General features: G+C 70.9%; 24 protein-coding genes. 9 read left to right on the top strand and 15 right to left on the bottom strand.

Translation table 11 applies throughout. The features are described 5' to 3' along the window. Positions 1-26 precede the first annotated feature (26 nt). On the top strand, positions 27-203 hold the full coding sequence (locus J0910_RS07095; protein WP_420157718.1) for a hypothetical protein: 177 nt from the start codon (positions 27-29) through the stop codon (positions 201-203). 22 nt (positions 204-225) lie between these two features. On the opposite strand, the gene J0910_RS07090 is transcribed toward J0910_RS07095, so the two are convergent. After that, complete coding sequence (locus J0910_RS07090) at positions 226-984, bottom strand: TioE family transcriptional regulator (protein WP_420157717.1); 759 nt, start codon at positions 982-984, stop codon at positions 226-228. Positions 985-1074: 90 nt separating this feature from the next. Between J0910_RS07090 and J0910_RS07085 the strand changes: the two genes are divergently transcribed. Beyond that, a complete protein-coding gene (locus J0910_RS07085; RefSeq protein WP_420157716.1) occupies positions 1075-2238 on the top strand; it encodes an erythromycin esterase family protein in 1164 nt (387 codons plus the stop codon). A gap of 54 nt (positions 2239-2292) precedes the next feature. On the opposite strand, the gene J0910_RS07080 is transcribed toward J0910_RS07085, so the two are convergent. From J0910_RS07080 to J0910_RS07065, 4 genes are all read right to left on the bottom strand, one after another. Beyond that, the gene (locus tag J0910_RS07080) at positions 2293-2988 is read right to left on the bottom strand and encodes a hypothetical protein (protein ID WP_420157715.1); all 696 of its coding nucleotides are present in this window, start codon (positions 2986-2988) and stop codon (positions 2293-2295) included. Between the two features lie 26 nt (positions 2989-3014). Continuing rightward, positions 3015-4589, bottom strand: coding sequence for a polymorphic toxin-type HINT domain-containing protein (locus tag J0910_RS07075; RefSeq protein ID WP_420157714.1), 1575 nt, complete (start codon positions 4587-4589; stop codon positions 3015-3017). A 342-nt stretch (positions 4590-4931) separates the two neighbouring features. Beyond that, positions 4932-5405: a hypothetical protein gene (locus J0910_RS07070; protein WP_420157713.1), complete on the bottom strand. Its 474-nt coding sequence runs from the start codon at positions 5403-5405 to the stop codon at positions 4932-4934. 219 nt (positions 5406-5624) lie between these two features. Then, positions 5625-6086, bottom strand: a complete 462-nt coding sequence (locus tag J0910_RS07065) for an Lrp/AsnC family transcriptional regulator (RefSeq protein ID WP_420157712.1) — start codon at positions 6084-6086, stop codon at positions 5625-5627. A 122-nt stretch (positions 6087-6208) separates the two neighbouring features. Here J0910_RS07065 and J0910_RS07060 point away from each other — a divergent pair, with 122 nt between their 5' ends. Both J0910_RS07060 and J0910_RS07055 read left to right on the top strand, forming a co-directional pair. Further along, positions 6209-6610: a DUF2000 domain-containing protein gene (locus J0910_RS07060; RefSeq protein ID WP_420161912.1), complete on the top strand. Its 402-nt coding sequence runs from the start codon at positions 6209-6211 to the stop codon at positions 6608-6610. Positions 6611-6659: 49 nt separating this feature from the next. Next, complete coding sequence (locus J0910_RS07055; protein WP_420157711.1) at positions 6660-7955, top strand: APC family permease; 1296 nt, start codon at positions 6660-6662, stop codon at positions 7953-7955. Here J0910_RS07055 and J0910_RS07050 read toward each other — a convergent pair. From J0910_RS07050 to J0910_RS07030, 5 genes are all read right to left on the bottom strand, one after another. Continuing rightward, positions 7924-8244: a hypothetical protein gene (locus tag J0910_RS07050; RefSeq protein WP_420157710.1), complete on the bottom strand. Its 321-nt coding sequence runs from the start codon at positions 8242-8244 to the stop codon at positions 7924-7926. The two genes, J0910_RS07055 and J0910_RS07050, sit on opposite strands and share 32 nt — an antisense overlap. A gap of 202 nt (positions 8245-8446) precedes the next feature. Next, complete coding sequence (locus J0910_RS07045) at positions 8447-9001, bottom strand: DUF3592 domain-containing protein (RefSeq protein ID WP_420157709.1); 555 nt, start codon at positions 8999-9001, stop codon at positions 8447-8449. Between the two features lie 119 nt (positions 9002-9120). After that, positions 9121-9459: a hypothetical protein gene (locus J0910_RS07040; protein ID WP_420157708.1), complete on the bottom strand. Its 339-nt coding sequence runs from the start codon at positions 9457-9459 to the stop codon at positions 9121-9123. Positions 9460-9545: 86 nt separating this feature from the next. Further along, entirely contained in the window at positions 9546-10526 is a 981-nt protein-coding gene (locus J0910_RS07035; protein ID WP_420157707.1) for a ribosomal protein L7/L12, read from the bottom strand. 71 nt (positions 10527-10597) lie between these two features. After that, entirely contained in the window at positions 10598-10966 is a 369-nt protein-coding gene (locus J0910_RS07030; RefSeq protein WP_420161911.1) for a winged helix-turn-helix transcriptional regulator, read from the bottom strand. A gap of 73 nt (positions 10967-11039) precedes the next feature. Between J0910_RS07030 and J0910_RS07025 the strand changes: the two genes are divergently transcribed. Further along, positions 11040-11897, top strand: coding sequence for an NmrA family NAD(P)-binding protein (locus tag J0910_RS07025; RefSeq protein WP_420157706.1), 858 nt, complete (start codon positions 11040-11042; stop codon positions 11895-11897). Between the two features lie 136 nt (positions 11898-12033). Here J0910_RS07025 and J0910_RS07020 read toward each other — a convergent pair whose 3' ends face one another. Next, the gene (locus J0910_RS07020) at positions 12034-12663 is read right to left on the bottom strand and encodes a SagB/ThcOx family dehydrogenase (RefSeq protein ID WP_420157705.1); all 630 of its coding nucleotides are present in this window, start codon (positions 12661-12663) and stop codon (positions 12034-12036) included. Positions 12664-12830: 167 nt separating this feature from the next. Between J0910_RS07020 and J0910_RS07015 the strand changes: the two genes are divergently transcribed. Both J0910_RS07015 and J0910_RS07010 read left to right on the top strand, forming a co-directional pair. Then, positions 12831-13088, top strand: a complete 258-nt coding sequence (locus J0910_RS07015) for a hypothetical protein (protein ID WP_420157704.1) — start codon at positions 12831-12833, stop codon at positions 13086-13088. Between the two features lie 600 nt (positions 13089-13688). Continuing rightward, on the top strand, positions 13689-13907 hold the full coding sequence (locus J0910_RS07010; protein WP_420157703.1) for a hypothetical protein: 219 nt from the start codon (positions 13689-13691) through the stop codon (positions 13905-13907). A 171-nt stretch (positions 13908-14078) separates the two neighbouring features. Here the strand turns inward: J0910_RS07010 and J0910_RS07005 are convergent, their stop codons facing one another. Both J0910_RS07005 and J0910_RS07000 read right to left on the bottom strand, forming a co-directional pair. Further along, on the bottom strand, positions 14079-14561 hold the full coding sequence (locus J0910_RS07005) for a hypothetical protein (RefSeq protein WP_420157702.1): 483 nt from the start codon (positions 14559-14561) through the stop codon (positions 14079-14081). A 33-nt stretch (positions 14562-14594) separates the two neighbouring features. Next, on the bottom strand, positions 14595-14954 hold the full coding sequence (locus tag J0910_RS07000) for a hypothetical protein (protein WP_420157701.1): 360 nt from the start codon (positions 14952-14954) through the stop codon (positions 14595-14597). A 169-nt stretch (positions 14955-15123) separates the two neighbouring features. Between J0910_RS07000 and J0910_RS06995 the strand changes: the two genes are divergently transcribed. Both J0910_RS06995 and J0910_RS06990 read left to right on the top strand, forming a co-directional pair. Beyond that, entirely contained in the window at positions 15124-15990 is an 867-nt protein-coding gene (locus tag J0910_RS06995; protein ID WP_420157700.1) for a helix-turn-helix domain-containing protein, read from the top strand. Next, on the top strand, positions 15987-16157 hold the full coding sequence (locus tag J0910_RS06990) for a DUF397 domain-containing protein (protein WP_420157699.1): 171 nt from the start codon (positions 15987-15989) through the stop codon (positions 16155-16157). Before J0910_RS06995 ends, J0910_RS06990 begins: the two co-directional genes overlap by 4 nt. 1 nt (position 16158) lies before the next feature. Here J0910_RS06990 and J0910_RS06985 read toward each other — a convergent pair whose 3' ends face one another. Beyond that, positions 16159-16917, bottom strand: coding sequence for a hypothetical protein (locus J0910_RS06985; protein ID WP_420157698.1), 759 nt, complete (start codon positions 16915-16917; stop codon positions 16159-16161). A gap of 28 nt (positions 16918-16945) precedes the next feature. Next, a complete protein-coding gene (locus J0910_RS06980; RefSeq protein ID WP_420157697.1) occupies positions 16946-18112 on the bottom strand; it encodes a C40 family peptidase in 1167 nt (388 codons plus the stop codon). Positions 18113-18125 lie beyond the last annotated feature (13 nt).

The following is an 18125-nucleotide window of genomic DNA, read 5'->3' as shown; positions in this document are numbered from 1 at the left end:
AGGTCCGCTCCGCCGGGGACGTCCCGGTGGAGATCGTCCGGCACGGGGTGCCCTACCTCGGCGAGATCCCCGAATACGGCGACGACCTGGAGCGGGTGTGGGCCGAGGGGCAGGAGAAGCCGCGCGGGCTCTCCGAGCGCAGCCGGCCCGGCACCGCCGTCGAGGCCGTTCGGCGCGTCGCGGACCAGGCCGCCCAGGGGTGACCCGCGGCTCTCCCGGGTCCGCTCATCCGGGGGCCGGCCCCGGCCGCTCCTCCTCCGCGGCCCGCCGCCCGTCGAGCATGTCCAGGTACTCGTCGAGCCGCGCGGCCGCGTTCAGCATGGCGCGGCCGCGGCCGGTCAGCCTCCGCTGCCAGTCGGCCATGGAGGCGGCCAGTGCCCCGGTGCCGCCCGCCGTGCGGATCTGCCGGACCACGGCGGAGATGTGGTCGAGCAGGTAGCCGCCGCGCCGCAGCAGGTGGGCGAGTTCGGCGTCGCGGACGTCGGCCGCGCCGAAGACGCGGAAGCCGGTGGCCGGGTCCCGCTCGGGGGCGAGGATGCCGGACTCCTCCCAGCTGCGCAGGGTCGCCGCGGTGACGCCGAGCCGGTGGGCGAGTTCGCCGATGGTGCGGGGGCCGCGGTCGGCCGCCCGCCCCGGGGCGGACCCGGGGTCCGGGCCCGGCTCCGCCGTCAGGTGGTCCAGCGCCCCGCGCACCGCGTCGAGGGTCTCCCGGTCGCGGAGGAGCAGGGCGTGCCCGCGGTCGATGGCGGTCAGGGCGTCGTCCACCGCGCCGGCGTGCAGGGCGCGCATGACCAGGTTGGCGGTGGGGTAGCCGTGGGCCGGGACGAGGGCGAGGTAGGCGCGGAGCGCCGCCGCGTGCAGCTCGGTGTAGACCCGGTAGCCGCTGCGGGTGCGCTCGGCGGGCGGGAGGAAGCCGTCCCGCTCGTAGTTGCGGACCGCCTGGGCCGATATACCGTGCCCGCGGGCCAGGTCGGAAGGTCGCATGCTGACCCCTCGTTTGAAGCTTTTCAGCGGGGAGAGGCGGCCGGAGCACCCCAAGTCTCAACCGTTCCTTCAAGGATACGCTTAAGAGGCATGAACCAGGAAATCCGGGACCTGATCCCCGCCTCCCGCGGCCTGCTGGCACTCGGCGAGCCGACGCATCTGGAACCCTCCTTCGGCTGGGTCCGCAACGAGCTGTTCGCCCGGCTGGCCGGCCTCGGCTTCCGGTCGATCGCCATGGAGACCGACCGGGTGGCCGCGCTCGCCGTGGACGACCACGTCCGGGAGGGCGCCGGCGACCTCGACGCGGTGATGGCCGCGGGCTTCTCGCACGGCTTCGGGAAACTCCAGGCCAACCGGGCGCTGGTCGCCTGGATGCGCGAGTACAACCGGGACCGCCCGGCGGAGGAGCGGCTGGCCTTCCACGGCTTCGACGCCCCGATGGAGACCACCGAGGCGCCCAGCCCGCGCCGCCATCTGGAGTACACCCGCGACTACCTGGGGCTCGACCTCGACATCGCCGGCCTCGTCGGCGGCGACGAGCGGTGGAGCCGCACCGAGGCGATCATGGACCCGGCGGCCTCGCCCGGCGCGACGGCCGAGGCCGAGCGGCTGCGGACGGTCGCCGACGACATGCTCACCAGGCTCTACGCCCGCGCACCGGAGCTGATCGCGGCGACGTCGCGCACCGCGTGGCTCCGGGCCAGGACGCACCTGACCGCAGGCCTCGACCTGCTCCGCTACCACAAGCAGGCGGCGCACCGCCTCGGCCTGGGCCCGCGGCTGAACCTCCTGGCCTCCACCCGGGACGCGCTCATGGCGCAGAACCTCCTCGACATCCGCACCACCGAGGCGGAGCGCGGCCCGACGCTGGTCTTCGCGCACAACCTGCACCTGAAGCGGAACCCGAGCGGCATGGCGATGGCCGGCGAGCACCTCACCTGGTCCGGCGCCGGCGCCATCGTCGCGTCCCTGACCCGCGAGGAGTACGTCTTCATCGCCTGCAGCCTGGGCCGCAGCGACGCGATCGGGCTCGGCGACCCGGCACCGGACACCTTCGAGGCCCACCTGACCGGTACCGCCGGCACCGCCGCCTGGGTCCTGAGCGGGCCGACCGCCCCGGCCTCCGCCCGCACCCGCACCGACCCGGTCCCGGAGCAGGGCTACTTCCCCCTGGACCGGGAGATCCTGGACTCCGCCGACGCGGTCCTGCACATCCCGGACGGCCCGGCCGCCACCGGGGCGGCGCAGGCCTGACCCCCGCCGGGCCGGACTCGACGGGGTCCGGCCCGCGGGCCCGCCTCAGCCCGCCTAGCGGATGCGGGCCCAGCGGGCGCGGGGCCGTTGGACGCGGACCCGGCGGACGCGGGCCCGGGTCATCCGGTAGCGGATGAAGTCCAGCTCACCGGTGGTCTCGGCGGTCCGGAAGTCGATCCGCACGGCCCCCAGGAACTCCCCGCTCGTCTCGAAGGACCCCTGGGCCTCGGTGACGGCCTCTTTGGCCAGCGGGATGTCGATCAGGGAGAGGTCGGGCCCCGGGCGCAGGCCTCCGGGCAGCGGCAGCGGGCCGCCGGGCGGGGCGATGTCGATCTCGGCGACCTCGCCGAAGGCGACCCTGACCCGCAGCGGGCCCTCCTCCGGTGCCCACTGCTCCCCCGCCGACGGCACCTCCCCGCCGTGGCCGAGCAGGGCGAAGGCCTCGCCCGCGGGCATGCCGAGCATGACCGGGTCGTAGAAGCCCACGGACACCAGGTCCGCCATCGCGCGGACCGCCTTGGGGTAGTACATGCGCTCGTGCGGGGGGATCGGGACGTTGGCGAACTCCGTCAGCGCCGCCCCGCCGGGCGGGGGCACATAGGTGTTGGTGTCCCCGGACGCCGGACCCACCAGGTCCTCCCCGTCCCGCCAGAGGGACCCGCACTCGTAGCACGCCCACAGGCACTCGCCGGTGCGCTCCGCGCACATCTTCTCAAGGTCGAGGCTTCCGCACTCGTTGCAGCGCTGCATCGCTTCCCTTCCGCCTCTCGGCGGGCTCAGTCGCCCATCTTCTTCACCGGGAAGGCGGTGACGACCTCGTTGCCCTTCTCCACGACGATCTTGACGATCTCCTCGCCATCATCGCCGACGGCCTTGCCCATCGGGATCCAGAAGGTCGTCTTGCCGTTGTGGGTGGACTTCCGGACGTCCTTCTTCTTCCGCTTGCCCCAGGCGTCGTTGAGGGTCTGCAGCGCGTTCCCGTCCTGCTTGAACTTGGTGTGCGGCCGCCCGTTCTTCATCCGGTCGATCGCCTTGGGCGAGTTGTCCGAGCTGTGCTCCAGGACGTGCTGGAGGGCGTGCTGGTTCTGCCCCGTGTCGTTGTAGTAGCGGTCCCGGAAGATCAGGCCCTTCGGGGTCTGGAACGGGCGGCCGGGCCCGTTGAGCTCCTTGAGCTTGCAGTTGTGGACGAGCGCGGCGCCGGAGCCGGTCCAGACGTAGTAGGTGTGGAAGTTCGCCACGCTCAGGTTGTTGACCTGCTGCGGGCGCAGCTCGGTGCTGGTGGAGGTCACCCACGACCGGCTCCCGTCGGGGCCGGTCACCTCGTCGCCGGGGACGAGGTCGCGGGCCTCCTTCCAGCGCTGCTCGTCCTCGATCCAGAAGGGGTGGCCGCCGGTGGCGGTCAGGCCGCCGACCCCGGTGATCCCGCCGCTCCAGTCGCGGAAGCCGAGGGAGACGAGCTCCTTGTCGCCGTAGGAGCCGATGACCGCGGTCACCGGCTGGGGCGCTCGCTCCCCGGTGACCGGATCCTCCGACATCACCAGGTCGCCGACCTCGACCTGCGAGATGGCCTTGGTGCCGCCGTCGGCCATCAGGACCTCGGTGCACGGCAGGAAGCTGCTGATCTTGCAGGACGAGGTGACCTTCGAGACCAGGTCGTCCAGCTTGGCCTGGGCGGTGGACACGGCCTTCTCGGCCGCCTCCTTGGCCTTCTTGGCCTTGCGGAAGCGGTTCCACAGCTTGATGATCTTGGCGGAGTTCTTGACGAGCTTGGCGCCCTTGCCCCAGGGGGTGAAGCCGACCACGGTCCACAGGCAGGCCATGATGTCGCCCTCGGTGAGGCAGGCCTTGGCGTCGTTGTAGCCGATGATGTCGCCGACCAGATTGATCAGCTCGTCGTAGACCGCGTCGTAGTCGGCGTCCTCCAGGTCCTGCTGCGCGTCGGCGAGGTCGGACTCCGCGTCCGCGTACTCCTGGGCCGCCACCGGGTCGTACTGGGCCAGGATCGCGTCGGCCGGGTTGACCCAGTCCTCGCCGTTCTCCCCGCCCTCGCCGGGGGAGGCGCTGGGGCCCGCGCTCGGCTCGGCGCCCTCCTCGCCCGGCGCGCCCCCGTCGGGGCCGCCGGGGTTCCCGGACTCCTCTTCCCCGGGCGAGCCCTGGTCCGCGCCGCCGCCCTCGACCTCCTCGCACGCCTCGTCGCCGGCGATCCGGCAGAGGCCGATGGCGTAGAGGCGCTGCACGTCGGTCGGGAGGCCGAACGCGAAGACCGCGGTCACCAGGGTGGCGATCAGCAGCACCAGGGCCGCGTACTCGACCTTGAACCCGCCGGCTTCGGCCCTCCACACCCAGCGCATCGCGCAGGTCCTCCTGATCACATACCGGACATCGATGCTCCCGTCAGGGCGCGCTGAGGCGCTCGAACCCGCGAGAAAGCAGCCAACCGTACCGGGGGAGGAACCGGGCGTTATAGAGCCCTGGGGCCCAATTCCGCTCGGAGGGGGCCCTATGGCCGATTTCGGCCGGCCCGTCCCCGCCTACCGGGGAACGGGCGAGGACGGCGCCCCGCACGGCATGCCGTGCTCAGGGGCGCCCACGGGGGCGGGGTTCCGGCACCACCGGGCCGTCCCCGGCGCTGGAGTCGGGCCGGGCGGGGGCCGCCCGGCCCCGCTTCTTCTCGGGGTCGCCGCGGTCCGCGCTCACCCCTCGCGGCGGGGGCCGCGGCCGTGCCGCCTGCCGACCACGTCGCCCTGCGCGCGGGCGCCGCGCAGGTCGACGTGGTCGCCGCCGTAGTGCGTGGTGGTGGCGTTGCCGTGCACGTGGCCGATCTGCACCGCGTTGCCGTGCACATGGCCGCTGATCGTGTTCACGCTGCTGTAGACGGGGCCCTGCTCCGGAGCGACCTCGTCGATGATCGCCCGCAGCGCCTCGGCCGCCTGCGGGTCCCTCTTGAGCACCCGGCGCAGGCGGGCGGCCCACTCGTCCTCGATGTCGCCGGAGTCGGCCGCGCCCTCGTCGATTTCGGCGCGCACCTGCTCCAGTTCCTCGTCGACGGCGTCCCGGCCCTTGCCGAAGAGGGCGGCGAAGCGGGGGCGCACCCCCTGCCACAGGTCGCTGACCATGGCCTGCATGAGTGCGGCCGCGCCGTCCGTCGCAAGCTGGGAGATGTCCATCCGGTTCCCTTCTCCGTTCTCGGGCGAGGCCGCCGCATCATCCGGAAGCAGTGGTCCGGAAGCGGTATCCGGAATGAGAACAACCGTATCGGGGACACGGGGACCCGTCTGGTGGAAATCGGGCATTCGGCGGGCCGGAACCGGCTATCGGCCTCCCGGCGGCCCGCCGCCCTCCCCGCCCCCGTTCTCCGCATGCCGGCGCCGGCCCGGTATGCGCCGTCATTTCCCGGGAAGGCGGTCGCGGACGTTCTTCTGGCTGCTCTGGTAGATGATCTGGCTGCGGAAACTCACCACCTCGCGGCGCCGGCTGAGCCGGTCGATGAGGAAGTCGTGCAGGTGGTCCAGGTCCTGGACGGCGACCTGGATCAGGAAGTCGTCGTCGCCGGCCACGACGAAGACGGCCAGGACCTCGGGCAGCTCGATCATGGCCCGCTCGAAGCCGTCGATGACCGGCCTGCTCAGGGGGCGCAGGCGCGCCGAGACGAACGCCTCCACGCTCCGGTTGAGGGCCGCCGGGTCGATCTCGGCGTGGTAGCCGCGGATGACGCCGCGCGCGTGCAGCGACCGCACCCGCTCCAGGCAGGTCGAGGGGGCGACACCGACGCGGCGGGCGAGTTCGCGGTTGGTCTGCCGCGCATCCAGCTGGAGCTCGCGGATGATCACCGAATCAAGTTCGTCCACGACGATCCCTTTCCCTATTTCACCGAACAATGTTCAGCAAAATGGCATGGGAGATCTCCATCTGTCTAGGCTTCCAGTCGATTGAAAGCCATCTGATCCCTTAGGAGCGATTTTTGCCGTCCATGAAGCTGGTCATCGCCCTGCACGAGGAGCTCTCGCCCGCCATAGCGGCCAACGCCGCCGCCGTCCTGGGCCTGGCGCTCGGCGGCCGCCTGGAGGACTCCCTGGCCGAGGACGGGAAGGACGCGTCGGGGGCCGTGCACGCCGGCCTCAACCCGCACCCCGTCCCCACCCTCGCCGCCGGCGCCGAGCGGCTGCGCGACCTGCACGACCGGGCGTCGCGGCAGGAGGGGGTGGTCGTGGTGGGGTTCAACGAGGTCGCACGCGCCTCCAGGAGCTACGGGCAGTACCTGGAGGCGCTGGCCGCCACCCCGTCCGACGAGGTCGGCTATGTCGGGGTGGCCTTGTTCGGCCCCCGCGGCGCGGTCACCAGGCTCACCAAGCGCCTCCCCCTCCTCTCCTAGCGGAGCGGGGCATGCGCGCGGGCGGTCGGCGGAGGAGCGGGGAGGGGTCGTGAAGAGGGGTTACCGGCTGGGACCGGCGGCGGGGACCGCCCTGTACCTGGGGGCCGTGCTGGGGCCCGGGGTGCTCGCGCTGCCGGCCCTGGCGGCGCGGACCGCGGGTCCGGCGTCGCTGCTCGCCTGGCTCTTCCTGCTGTGCGCGAGCGTCCCGGTCTCGGCGACCTTCGCCGCACTGGGCGCCCGGTACCCGGACGGCGGGGGCGTGGCGACCTTCGCCGCGCGCGCCTTCGGCCCCCGGGCGGCGGCCGCGGTCGGCTGGTGGTTCTTCGCCGCGGTACCGGTCGGCGTGCTGGCGGCCGCCGTGATCGGCGGCCGGTACGCGGCCCGGGCGCTGGGGCTGGGCGACGGGGCCGTCCTCGTCACCGCCGGGCTCCTCCTCGGCGCGGGCTTCGCGGTGAACCGGGCCGGCCTGCACGTCTCCGGGCGCCTGCAGCTGCTCCTCGCCGGGCTCCTGGTCCTCCTGCTGCTGGTCGCCGTGGGCTTCTCCGCACCCGGCATCGAACCGGGCAACTTCACCCCGTTCGCCCCGCACGGGTGGTGGGCGGTCGGCGGCGCCGCCGGGGCCCTGTTCTTCGCGTTCGCCGGCTGGGAGGCGGCGAGCCACCTGTCCGGGGAGTTCGCCGACCCGGGGCGCGACCTGCCCCGGGTGACGCTGTGGACGGTCGCCATCGTCGGAGTGCTCTACCTGGGGCTGGCCCTCGCCACCGTCGGCGTGCTGGGCGCCGAGGGCGCGCGGTCGCAGGTCCCGCTCCTGCTCCTGATGGAGGAGGCGTTCGGGCCGGTCGCCCTCGCGCTGACCTCGGGCGCGGCGCTGCTGCTGACGTTCGGGGCGATCAACGCCTACATCGCGAGCGGGGCCCGCCTGGGCGCGGCCCTGGGGCGCGACGGGGGCTTCCCGCGCTGGTTCGACGACGGGACCCGGGCCGGGGACGTCCCCAGGCGGAGCCTCGGCGTGCTCGCCGGGTGCTGCGCGGTGCTCGGCGCGGCCACCGCGGCGTTCGGCACCGACCTGGACGCCCTCCTCCGCGGGACGGCGTCGTGCCTGGCCGCGGTGACGGTCACCGGGACGGCCGCCGCGGTGCGGCTCCTCCCCGGCCGGCCGCTGCGCGCCTGCGCGGTGGCGGCCTCCCTGCTCGTCGGCGCGGTCCTGCTCTTCACCGGCGCCCTGATGGCGCTGCCGCTCCTGCTGGGGGCGTGCGCCCTGCTGTACGTGCGCTTCGGCGGCGGCGCCGGGGCGACCGGGAGGGGCGGCGCCCTCAGCGGGTCTGGGACCTCAGCGTGTAGATGAAGTCCTCTCCCAGCTCGCGGCGGATCCTCGCGGCGATGCTCCGGTCGCAGTCGCCGGAGCACTCGGCGACCATGTGGTGGTAGAGCTCGGCCGGGCCGCGCAGCACGACCGGGACGGCGCCCTCGTGCTCGGCCCAGACCGCCGCGGCGTCCATCGCGCCGACACCGGTCAGCACCCCGTAGAGCGAACGCCAGGAGTCGACCTGCGTCCTCGGTTCGTAGAACCCGACCAGGACACCGGTGGAGCCGTCGTCGGGCACGGATACGACCAGGGAGTGCCAGTGCGTCACGTCGCGACCTCATTCGGTAGGGGAAGCCGAATGGGGCGACTCTATCCCCGGGCCCGCGCGGGCGCCCGCTTCTCCGCGGAACTGCCGCGCCGGGTCGCCCCGGTTCGGGGAGCTCTGCCGGGTTCGCCGCCCCCGGGGCGGCCCGCAGGCGATACCGGGGCGATATCGGCCCGCGCCCGGTGGTCCGGCCGCCCGCCGCCGTTCACCGGCCGCGCGGCCCGGCTCCCCGGGCCCCGCCGCCGTACCGGGCCGGTCGGCGCCGCATCCACCAGCGCGTCTCCACCGTGGAGACCTCGGCGGCCCATGCGGGGCCGATCCAGCAGAGCAGCCCGCCGAAGAAGAGGGCGGTGGCGACGCCGGCGGCCCGCGTCACCGGCCCCGGCCGTTCGAGGGTGTCCAGGGTGAAGGGGATCTCGGGCGCGTCCGGGTGGAAGGCGACGGGGAGGGTGTCGCCTTCCAAGTGGGCGATGGCGCCGTCCCCGCGCAGCCTGACGCCGGTGAGCGGAGCGCCGCCTCCAGGGGTGTATTCCACGTACACCTTCACCGCGGGCGGAGCGGGCCCTCCGCCGCCGCGCTCCTCGCGCCCGGTCACGACCGCTTCGGCGCGCCCGCTGTACTCCCAGGGGCGCTCCTCCGGGAAGTAGGCCCTCTGGACCATCCACACGTTGCCCGCCACGGCGCCGGCGACGACGGCCGCCGCGACCGCCCACGGGAGCACGACCTGCAGGATGAACGGGACGATGTTCTCCCGGGGCACGGCGGACTCCTGGTTCCTCCCGGGCCGCGCCCGGGTAAGGGGATCGGGCACCGCTCCCCTTACCCGGGAAAGCGCCGCCCATCCGGGCCCCGACCGGGCCGCCCGGGGGCGGCGGCCGGTCAGGAGAAGGTGTCGATGTAGCCGCCCCACTCGGCGCCGTCCCAGCTGATGACGAGGGTGCCGTCCTTCAGCTCCAGGGTTCCGCTCTGGCGCTGGGGGTCGGGGTCCTCGCAGTCCAGCTCGATGGCGGCGGTGGTGCCGTCCTCGGCGGGGTCCAGGGTTCCCGGGCAGGCGATCTCGCCCTCCGTCTCCACCGTGTTCCCGGTGATCGTCAGCACCTCGATGGCGGGATCGTCGGCGAGCGCCTCCCACTCACCGTCGAGGCCCTCGGCCCCGCACCCGGCCAGCACCCCTGCGGCGAACAGCGCCGCTCCCGTCACCCGCACCGCACCCGGCATCGTCAGGACCCGCTTTCTCCGTAGGGGGATCGGTAGCGGGAAATCTACACGGATCCGCGGACGCCCCCCGCCCGCCGCCTGCGGGTTCATACCGCCGTGCCCGACCATGCCCCTCCCGGGCGCCCCCGGCCGGCGCGCGACCGCTCGACGGCGACCGTCGCACCCGCGGCCTCCAGCGCCTCCTTCGCGGCCGCGGCGGTGGACAGGGCGACGTTCTCCAGCACCGGCTTCGGCGCATTCCGCACCAGCTCCCTGGCCTCCAGGATCCCGAGGCCGGAAGCGACCCGGCGCACGGCCCTGACCACCCGCGCCCACTCGGCGCCGGCCGACTCCAGGACGACGTCGACCTCGGCGTCCCAGCCGATGTGGCCGACGGGGCGGACGACGAAGGCGTGCCCCTCGCTCCCGGGCACCTCCACCTCGAGCCCGGTGCCGGCCAGGGCCTCGGCGATGAGGTCCCGGTCGCCGGCCCAGTGCACGTAGAGCTCATCGGCCAGGTCGCCGCGGGGGTCGAAGCAGGCGTCGTGGCTCTGGGTGTTCCAGAAGACGGCCCGCGGGGGCCGCCCGTCCACGGTCCGGCCGCGGACGTGCTCCCAGCAGCCGGAGGTGGTCGGCCACAGGGCGGGCTCGGCGATGTAGCCGTGCCCGGCGAGGCGGTCGAACGCCCCGGTGATCCGGCAGAGGTCGGAGGTCCGGCCGCCGGCCGGGCAGACCGCCGTCCACTCCTCGGGGCCGACCGCGCCGTCCTCCCAGGCTCGCGGTTCCGCCATCGCCGCCGCGTACCGCCCGCCGTCCCCGGGTCCCCGCTCCGGCAGGGCGAGCACGAGGCCCTCGCGGGCGAAGGCCGACTGGAGCATGGGCGCGACACCGCCCCGGCAGCGGATGGCGACGTCGCCGAGCAGGGCGCCGTCAGGGCCGAACCGGCCGGCGAGGTCGCCCGGGAGGCTCAGCAGGCCGCCGGTCCCGGTGTCGGATTCGAAGCGCTCGGCGTCGACGACCGTCCAGAATCCGGCGCTCAATCGGCCGAGCGCCCGGTCGAAGGCGTCGCGGTGCGGGTTGCGAGACACAGAAGCCCCTCTTCGGACACGGGGATACCGGGAACGGAGTGCCCGTCGGAGGGCGGCCGGTCGCGGGAAACCTACACGGATTCGCCGACATCTCCGGCGGGCGGCCCCGCCGGAGCGGCCTCCGCGGCGAAGGCCGACGCCGGGGCGGCCTCGCCCCACTCGTTCATGGCGTCGAGGACCGGGCGCAGCCGCCGCCCCAGCGGGGTCAGCTCGTAGACCACGCGGGGCGGGATCTCCGGGTACGAGGTGCGGGTGACGATGCCGCGCGCCTCGAAGAGGCGCAGCCGGTTGGTCAAGGTGTGCGCGCTGATGCCGGGCAGGGCGTCGCGCAGCTCGCCGAAGCGGCGCGCCCCGTGCATCAGCTCGCGCACGATGAGCGTCGCCCACGGCCCGTTGAACAGCTTCAGGAACTTCGCCACCCCGCACTCGGGGAGATCCATCTCGTTCACGGATGCCACGATACGCCGATAGTGCAGTTGACGTAACCGGTGCATCCTATGCACTAATGGCCCCATGTCCTACATCGTGCACGGCGCCACCGGCGCCCAGGGCTCCCCTGTCCTCTCCGCACTCCGCGCCGCCGGCGAGCACGCCGTGGCCGCGGTGCGCACCGCCGCGAACGTGCCCGGCGACGCCGTCGCCGTCGACCTCGCCGACCCGGATTCGCTCGCGGCCGCCTACACCGGCGCGGACGGGGTGTTCGTCCACCTTCCGATGAGCACGCACGACCAGGGCGGGGCCCAGGCCGAGGCGATCGCCGCCGCGGTCGGGGCGGCGCGGCCGAAGCGGGTGGTGGTCTCCACCAGCGGGGCCGTCGTCGACCGGCCGGGGTCGCCGCTCCAGCTGCCCGAGTCGGCTCCGGTCGCCGTCCTGATCCGCGGGGTCACCGCCACCGGCGTGCCGACCTCCGTCGTCGCGCCCCGGCTGTACCTGGAGAACCTCCTCGTGCCGGTGATCGCCGACTCCGTCCGGAAGGAGGGGGTGCTGCGCTACCCGCTCCCCGCGGACCTCCCGGTCTCCTGGAGCTCCCACCTCGACGTCGCCGAGGCGGCCGTCCGGCTCCTGACCGGCACCGGCGGCACCGGGACCGTGGCCATCGGGCACCTGCCCGGCCTGACCGGCACCGACCTCGCCGCGGCCTTCGCCGAGCACCTCGGCCGCGAGGTCCGCTACGAGGCCATCACCCCGGAGGCGTTCGGCGAGCTGATCACCCCGCTCTTCGGCCCCGGGGCCGCCGCCCCGGTGGTCGGCGCCTACCGGGCGATGAACGCCCGGTCGGCGAACACCATCGGCGAGGAGAACAGCGCGCAGAAGCTCCTCGGGCTGGTTCCCCGGCCGCTCGCCCGCTGGCTCGGCGACCTCGGCGTCTAGCCGTTCCGGGGCGGCCCACCCGCCCGCCGCGGAGGAAAGGGCCTCCCCCTGCCCCTCGCCGGATCGACGCATCGGCCACCCGGCGGACCGGGGGCGATGCCGTCCCCCTCCGAGCCGCGCGCCCGGCGGGGCGGCTTCAGCTCCGCCGGTCCGCCGGGTGGCCGATGCCGAGCAGCCCCAGCGGATGCCTCCCCGGCGGGACGACGGCGGGGGCGAGCCCGAGGAGCCGATCGTCGTCGAAACCGGCGACGAGCACGGCGCCCAGGCCGGCCTCGGCGGCCTGGAGGTAGACGTTCTGGCCGGCGTGCCCGGCCTCCAGCCACACGTACCGCTCGCCCCGCCGTCCCGGCGGCTGGTCGGCGAAATGCCGGCCGGCCGCCTCCAGGTCACCGCTGATCAGCAGCAGCGCCGGAGCCCGGGGCAGCCATTCGCGGTCGGCCAGGGTGGTGTCGGAGACCCGGGCCCGGTGGTCGCCCTCGGAGACCAGGGCCAGCGCATCGCGCTCGGCGTCGTACCGGTAGACCCCGGCGGCCAGGCCGTCGACGTCACCCGCGACCACGGTGAGCGCCAGCGGGTACAGCGCGTGCGCCGACGGGCTTGTGCGGCGCCCGTCACCGGTCCGCCCCTGCGCCGCCCGCACCAGGAGAGAGACCTGGGCCAGGCTCAGCGCCCGGGGGGCGAAGTCGCGCGTGCTGCGCCGCCGCTCCAGCAGGGCCTGCAGACCTTCGCGCCGGACGGGCTCGAGGGGCACTTCCCGTTGCGTCATGGGCCCAGCCGAGCACGTCCCGAAGGGCGGGGCAAGACTCTGCACGGCTCCGTATCCGGCCCGACCGCGTGGTCGGCCTGTGACCGAAACCGGACCGGGCGCCCTCTCTTCTTTCCCTCTCTGATGCGGTAGTGATTGCACCAATCCGAACGGAAGGATCACCCACCGTGCGAGATCCCCAGGACCCCAGAACGAACGTCTCAGACGATGTCCTCTACGACGCCCTTCACGAAACCGCCAGCCGCGCTGCCGGCGCCTACATGCGGAAGGCAGAAGCAGCCGCCACCCCCGAGGCCAAAGAAGAGGCCAAACAGCAGATGCTCCGAGCCTGGAGGGTCATGGACAAGCGCAACCTGAGCCGCGACGAGATGATCTCCCTGCGCCGGGAACTACAGGCCGAGATCGACCGGCTACGGGGTTCATGAGCCATGCTCGCCCTCTGCGAAGTGAAACCCGATGCGGCAGTGATCACACCAATCCGAACGAAAGGATCACCACCGTGCAAGGACAAGAAGATCCCAGCCCGAACGTCCCGGACGTGGTTCTCTTCGAAGCCCTCCGCGAGACCGCCGACCGCGCCGTGGTCGCATACTTGCGGAAGAAAAGAGCTGCCACCACCCCCGAGGCCGAAGAAGAGGCCCAACGGAAAATGGAGCGAGCCTGGAGCGTCAAGAGGAGGCACGACCTCAGCCGCAAAGAAATGCGAACCCTACGCCAGGAGCTGCAAGAGGAGATCAACCGGCTACGGGACACCTAAGCAATACCCCCATACAGTACACCATCAAAACAACTAAAATGGATCTTCGACTTCGAAATCGGGAATTCAATTTCCAGGGAAGTCGAGTCGACACCCCAAAGACAAAAGGGTGCGGCAATGCTCTGCGCAGCCACACGGGCGACCTGCAACCGAAACCGGAGTGCCCCCTTCCCTTCCACTCTCTGATACGGCAGCGATTGCCCCAATCTGAACGAAAGGATCACCTAACGCGCGAGAACCCCAGGACCTCGGCCCGGACGTCTCAGACGTGGTTCTCTTCGAAGCCCTTCGCGAGACCGCCAACTACGCCGCAGCTCTCTACAAAGAAAAGGCAGAAGCCGCCACCACTCTCGAGGCCAAAGAAGAGGCAAAGCAACAGATGCTACGAACCTGGAGGATCAAGACCAAGCACAACTTAAGCCGCAGCGAAATGACCGCCCTACTCCAAGAGCTGCAGGCCGAGATCGACCTGCTACAAGAAGTCTGACCGACTACCCCCTTGGCCGGCGAGCAGACAGAGAAGCGCCATGAATGATCGACCGGTCCAGCGGCACACCCCCGTACGGGCCGACGGAGCGAGACCGATCGATAAATCAGCGCGGGGTAGGGAAAGGCGCTCCGCCCGGCCCCCAAGCGGGCGGAGCGCCGGTTCGAGGGCTCAGGGGAACAGGTTCAGCAGGTGGGCGAGGAGGAGGACCGCGAGGACGCTGCAGGAGTAGGGGAGCATCTCGTAGGCGGCGAAGTAGTAGAAGGTCAGGCCACCGGTGCTGCGGAGGGCGCGGCGCTTGAAGCGGCGGTAGGCGCGGCTGGACGGGTGCCAGGAGCGGCGGGAACGCGGGCGGGCGAGGTCGGGCCGGCTGCGGCGGGCGGCGGCGAGTTCGCGGACGTCTCCGCTGGTGGGGGCAGCGTCGCGGGCGGCGGGGCTGAGCTGGTCGGCGGTCTGCCGGAGCCAGGGCGGGAGGTCGCTGCCGTCTCGGGGGCGGCCCGCGCGGGAGTGCGGGGAGAGGAGGGGGCGCGGGAGGTCGGGCGGCGTGGCCGGGGGCGGGTCGGTGTAGGGGCGGGATCGGGAGAAGCGGGCACCGGGCGGGCCGGCGAGGACCCGGCGGATGCGGGGGTCGAGGGCCGGTCGGTCGTGGGACATGGTTTCGGTCCTTTGCGGGAGGGGTCGGGGGTTCTACTCGGTGCTGTCGAGGATGAGGATGTTGCGCATGCGGCGCGCGACGTCGGCGGTGTCCTCGACGGGGAGGAGCCGGGTGAGCTCGGGCTCGGCGCTCTCGGTCTTGAAGCGCTCCCCGGGCCAGAGCAGCCACCACCAGGGGTGCGCGCTGATCGGGTCGGGGCGGAGGACGGCGCGCTGGAAGGAGGAGGTACGGGCGTAGCGGCGGGCGGGATCGGCGGCCTCGGGGCCGGGGAGGAAGGCGTCGACGACCGAGACAGAGGTGTCGACGGAGACGCCGAGGCCGCGGGCTTCGAGCTCCTTGGCCAGGGCGTAGAGGGGGTGGAGAGGTGAGCCGGAGTAGGAGGACATGAGCATGTGTCACCACCTGAGGTGCATGGCCAACCCTGAGAGTGACGAGTCGACCGCTTACCGTCAGTATCATTTACCTCCGAGGTATTTTGCAAGCAGAACTTGAGCCTTGGAGGTAAGTACAAGTGCCCGGCATCGCCTTAGGATCGGCTAGCGACCCACAGCAGGAGGCTCAGTGACTGACGAGCACACCCCGACCGTGCGCCACCGACGCCTGTCCAACGAGCTCAAGCAGCTCCGCGAGGCAGCCGGCCTTGACACCTTGGAGGTGGCACAGCACCTCGGTTGGGACCGCTCCAAGGTGAACCGGATCGAACGGAGCCAGTGGAAGCGCCTCAAAGAAACGGACATACGCGACCTCTGCAGGCTCTACGGCGTGCAGGAAGCAGGTCGGATCCAAGCACTGATCGCCATGGCGAAGCAGGCCAAGGAGAAAGGATGGTGGGTCCGCTACCACGACGTCCTTGGACCTGGCTCCTATGTGAGCCTTGAAGCCCAGTCCTCTGAGATCCGGCTGTTCGGGGCTTTGATGATCCCTGGCCTGCTTCAGACTTCCTCCTACGCCAAAGCCCTCATCCGCTCCGGTGGCGTCACCGATCCACACGAGGTCAAGCGCCGAGTTGAAGCCCGACTCGCACGCCAAGCGATCATGGAGCGCGCAGCGCCTCCAAAGGTACGAGCCATCATCGATGAAGCAGCCCTCCGGAAGCTCGTCGGAGGCGCACTCACGATGCGCGAGCAGCTCCTGCACCTCATGCTGCTCAATGAAACGGGAAGCGCAAAGATACAAGTGATTCCCGACGCCTTCGGGGGACATCAGGGAGTCACTGGGCAATTTGCTGTCCTCAGCTTCCCTCCCGGACAGCAGGGGAGCGTCGTCTTCATAGACATATCTCGCGACGGGATATTCCTGGAAGAACCCGATGAAGTTCAGAGGTATGTCGACAGGTTCTCCGGACTATCGAAGGCGGCCCTACCTGCCGAAGCTTCGAACAGCCACCTCTCACTACTAGTCGACAAGCTCGCAGAGGAGGAAAAATGATCTGGAAGAAGAGCAGCTACAGCAGCCCCGAAGGGCAGGAGTGCCTGGAGGCCAGAGACCTTATCGACAATAGCGTCCAGATTCGAGACTCAAAAAGACCCGAAGGAGAGATCCTATCCCTCCCTCCAATTGAATGGATCTCCTTCATCAAGATGGAAGATATCTAGATCACTCCGGTATCCTGGCATTGAACGCCTGATCCAGCCTCTCGACCATGTTGTCGATCTCATGACTGAACGCCCCCTCAGGTATTCGCTCCTCCCGCCCCGGATCGCCAACGATACGCATCTCGTACACTGCACTCCGCGTACGAACTAGAGCACTCATAGCACCCTCCGCACCTCCCTCAACCTCACCGTATATAAAGTAGCTTTGATCGGAGTACCCCCCTTCCCCTTCATTGATGATCTCCGAGAAATCCTTCTGCGACTCCATTTTCCAATCATCAAAGAGACGGATGGCACGATCTTCTCTATCCTCCCCCGAAGACTCCAGGATTGCCTCATAAGAGAAGGTGAAGCTCCATTTGTTAATCGACGTGTACGCCGGAGTCAACTCCCAGTCACACTCATCCCTTACGACCCTCTCCCCTGATTCGCCCTCGCCCCCCAGGGCGTCATCATGGTAATCTTCTTCGCCGTCCAACCGATCAATATCAATTCCATCGGTTGTGGGAAGCGTCCTTCCGCAAACATCCAACTTGCCTGGAGGGACACTGACTTGCGGCTTCGCACTTTGCTCCACAAAGCCTTGCGAAGAAGACCCTTCGCCTTGCAATCCCGAGGTGATCGTCGAAGCGAACAATCGCAACCCTCCAACGATCAATCCCACCACCAAAAAAGCGGCCAGGGTCCCGGAAGCGAACACGACAAGAAACGCCCGCCATCCATGCAGACCTTTCTTCTTTTTCTCTTTTCTGCCGTTCACTTCCTAGAACTCCTCTGAGCGGGAAACTTTACCCTTCTCCCCCGCGAGACTCCAATTGAGCTTTCACGTCCGGGTGCTCCAGCGGCCTCGTGAACCCAAGGATGTCCGCGCGGTTCGGGTTATCGTACTCACGCACCGCGATCGGCCCGCAGTCGGTGCACCAGGCCTCCACCATCAGCCCGTCGCCGACCACCATTCCGACGTGCCCCGGCCCTGGCGGCTCGTACGACCTCGAGACGTCGAAGAAGACCAGGTCACCCGGCTGCTCCTCCCCCTGCGGAATCTTCGGCCCGAAACCCCACTGGTCCTGGGAGATCCGCGGAATCGTCGCCCCGACGCTCTCGTACGCCTTCATCGTCAGCCCCGAGCAGTCGAACGTGTTCGGCCCGGTCGCGCCATAGACATATGACTTCCCCCGCTGGGCCAGCGCCCAGTCGACCACCGCCTGCGACAACTCGTCCGGAGCCCGCCCGATCGGCAGCCCGTCCTCGTTGACGTTGCACTCGACGCCGACCTTCACCGACTCGCTGGGGTCGAAGTCTCCGTCGGCGTACTTGTCCGCCCACCCCAGCACGTCATCCACGTACCACCACGCGTGGTTGTAGCCGTAGATGGCCTGCCGGACGTCGTCCTTGATCCCGTGCGCGATCAGGTAGTCGGCCGAGGCCGGGATGGCGTCCTCCGGGTCGTAGACACTGACGATTCCGTCCTCGTTGCCGTCCTGGCCATACCCCTCCTCCGGCCGCTCCTCGGTCTTCATGACCGGCCGACCTCCCCAGCTGTTCCCCGCGGCCGATCCGTCCAGCGCGCCGAACTGCATCGGACCGGCTGCACCCCAGTCGTTGTGCCCCTCGGTGATCCCCGGACCGTCCCAGCGGCCGTGCTTGCTCTCCACCTGACCGACCCCCGCCAGGATGTTCCACGGGACCCCCTTCTCCTCCCCCCACTTCTTGTAAAGATCCAAGTAGTTCTCCGGGATGGAGTCCTCTGCGTATCCGCTGCTCTCCGTCTGCTCGGAGGACCCCCCTGGAGTGCATTGCAAGGCCAGCAGCCCTGCGGGGTTCATGGTCATCGCAGGCATCACGACCATCACCAAGGCAATGGCTCCGAGCATGAACAGGCCCACGGCGATGGCCAGTCGCGTTGCACAGGAGCCGTCGTCTCCGGAAGGGGATTTCACGAAGGGGGAGAGCATTCCATCACCTGCC

It is taken from the genome of Nocardiopsis oceanisediminis, assembly GCF_048595525.1.
Taxonomy (GTDB): domain Bacteria; phylum Actinomycetota; class Actinomycetes; order Streptosporangiales; family Streptosporangiaceae; genus Nocardiopsis_A; species Nocardiopsis_A oceanisediminis.
Note: the sequence above shows the minus strand (reverse complement) of the source record. Positions and strands in the feature narration are given on the sequence as shown.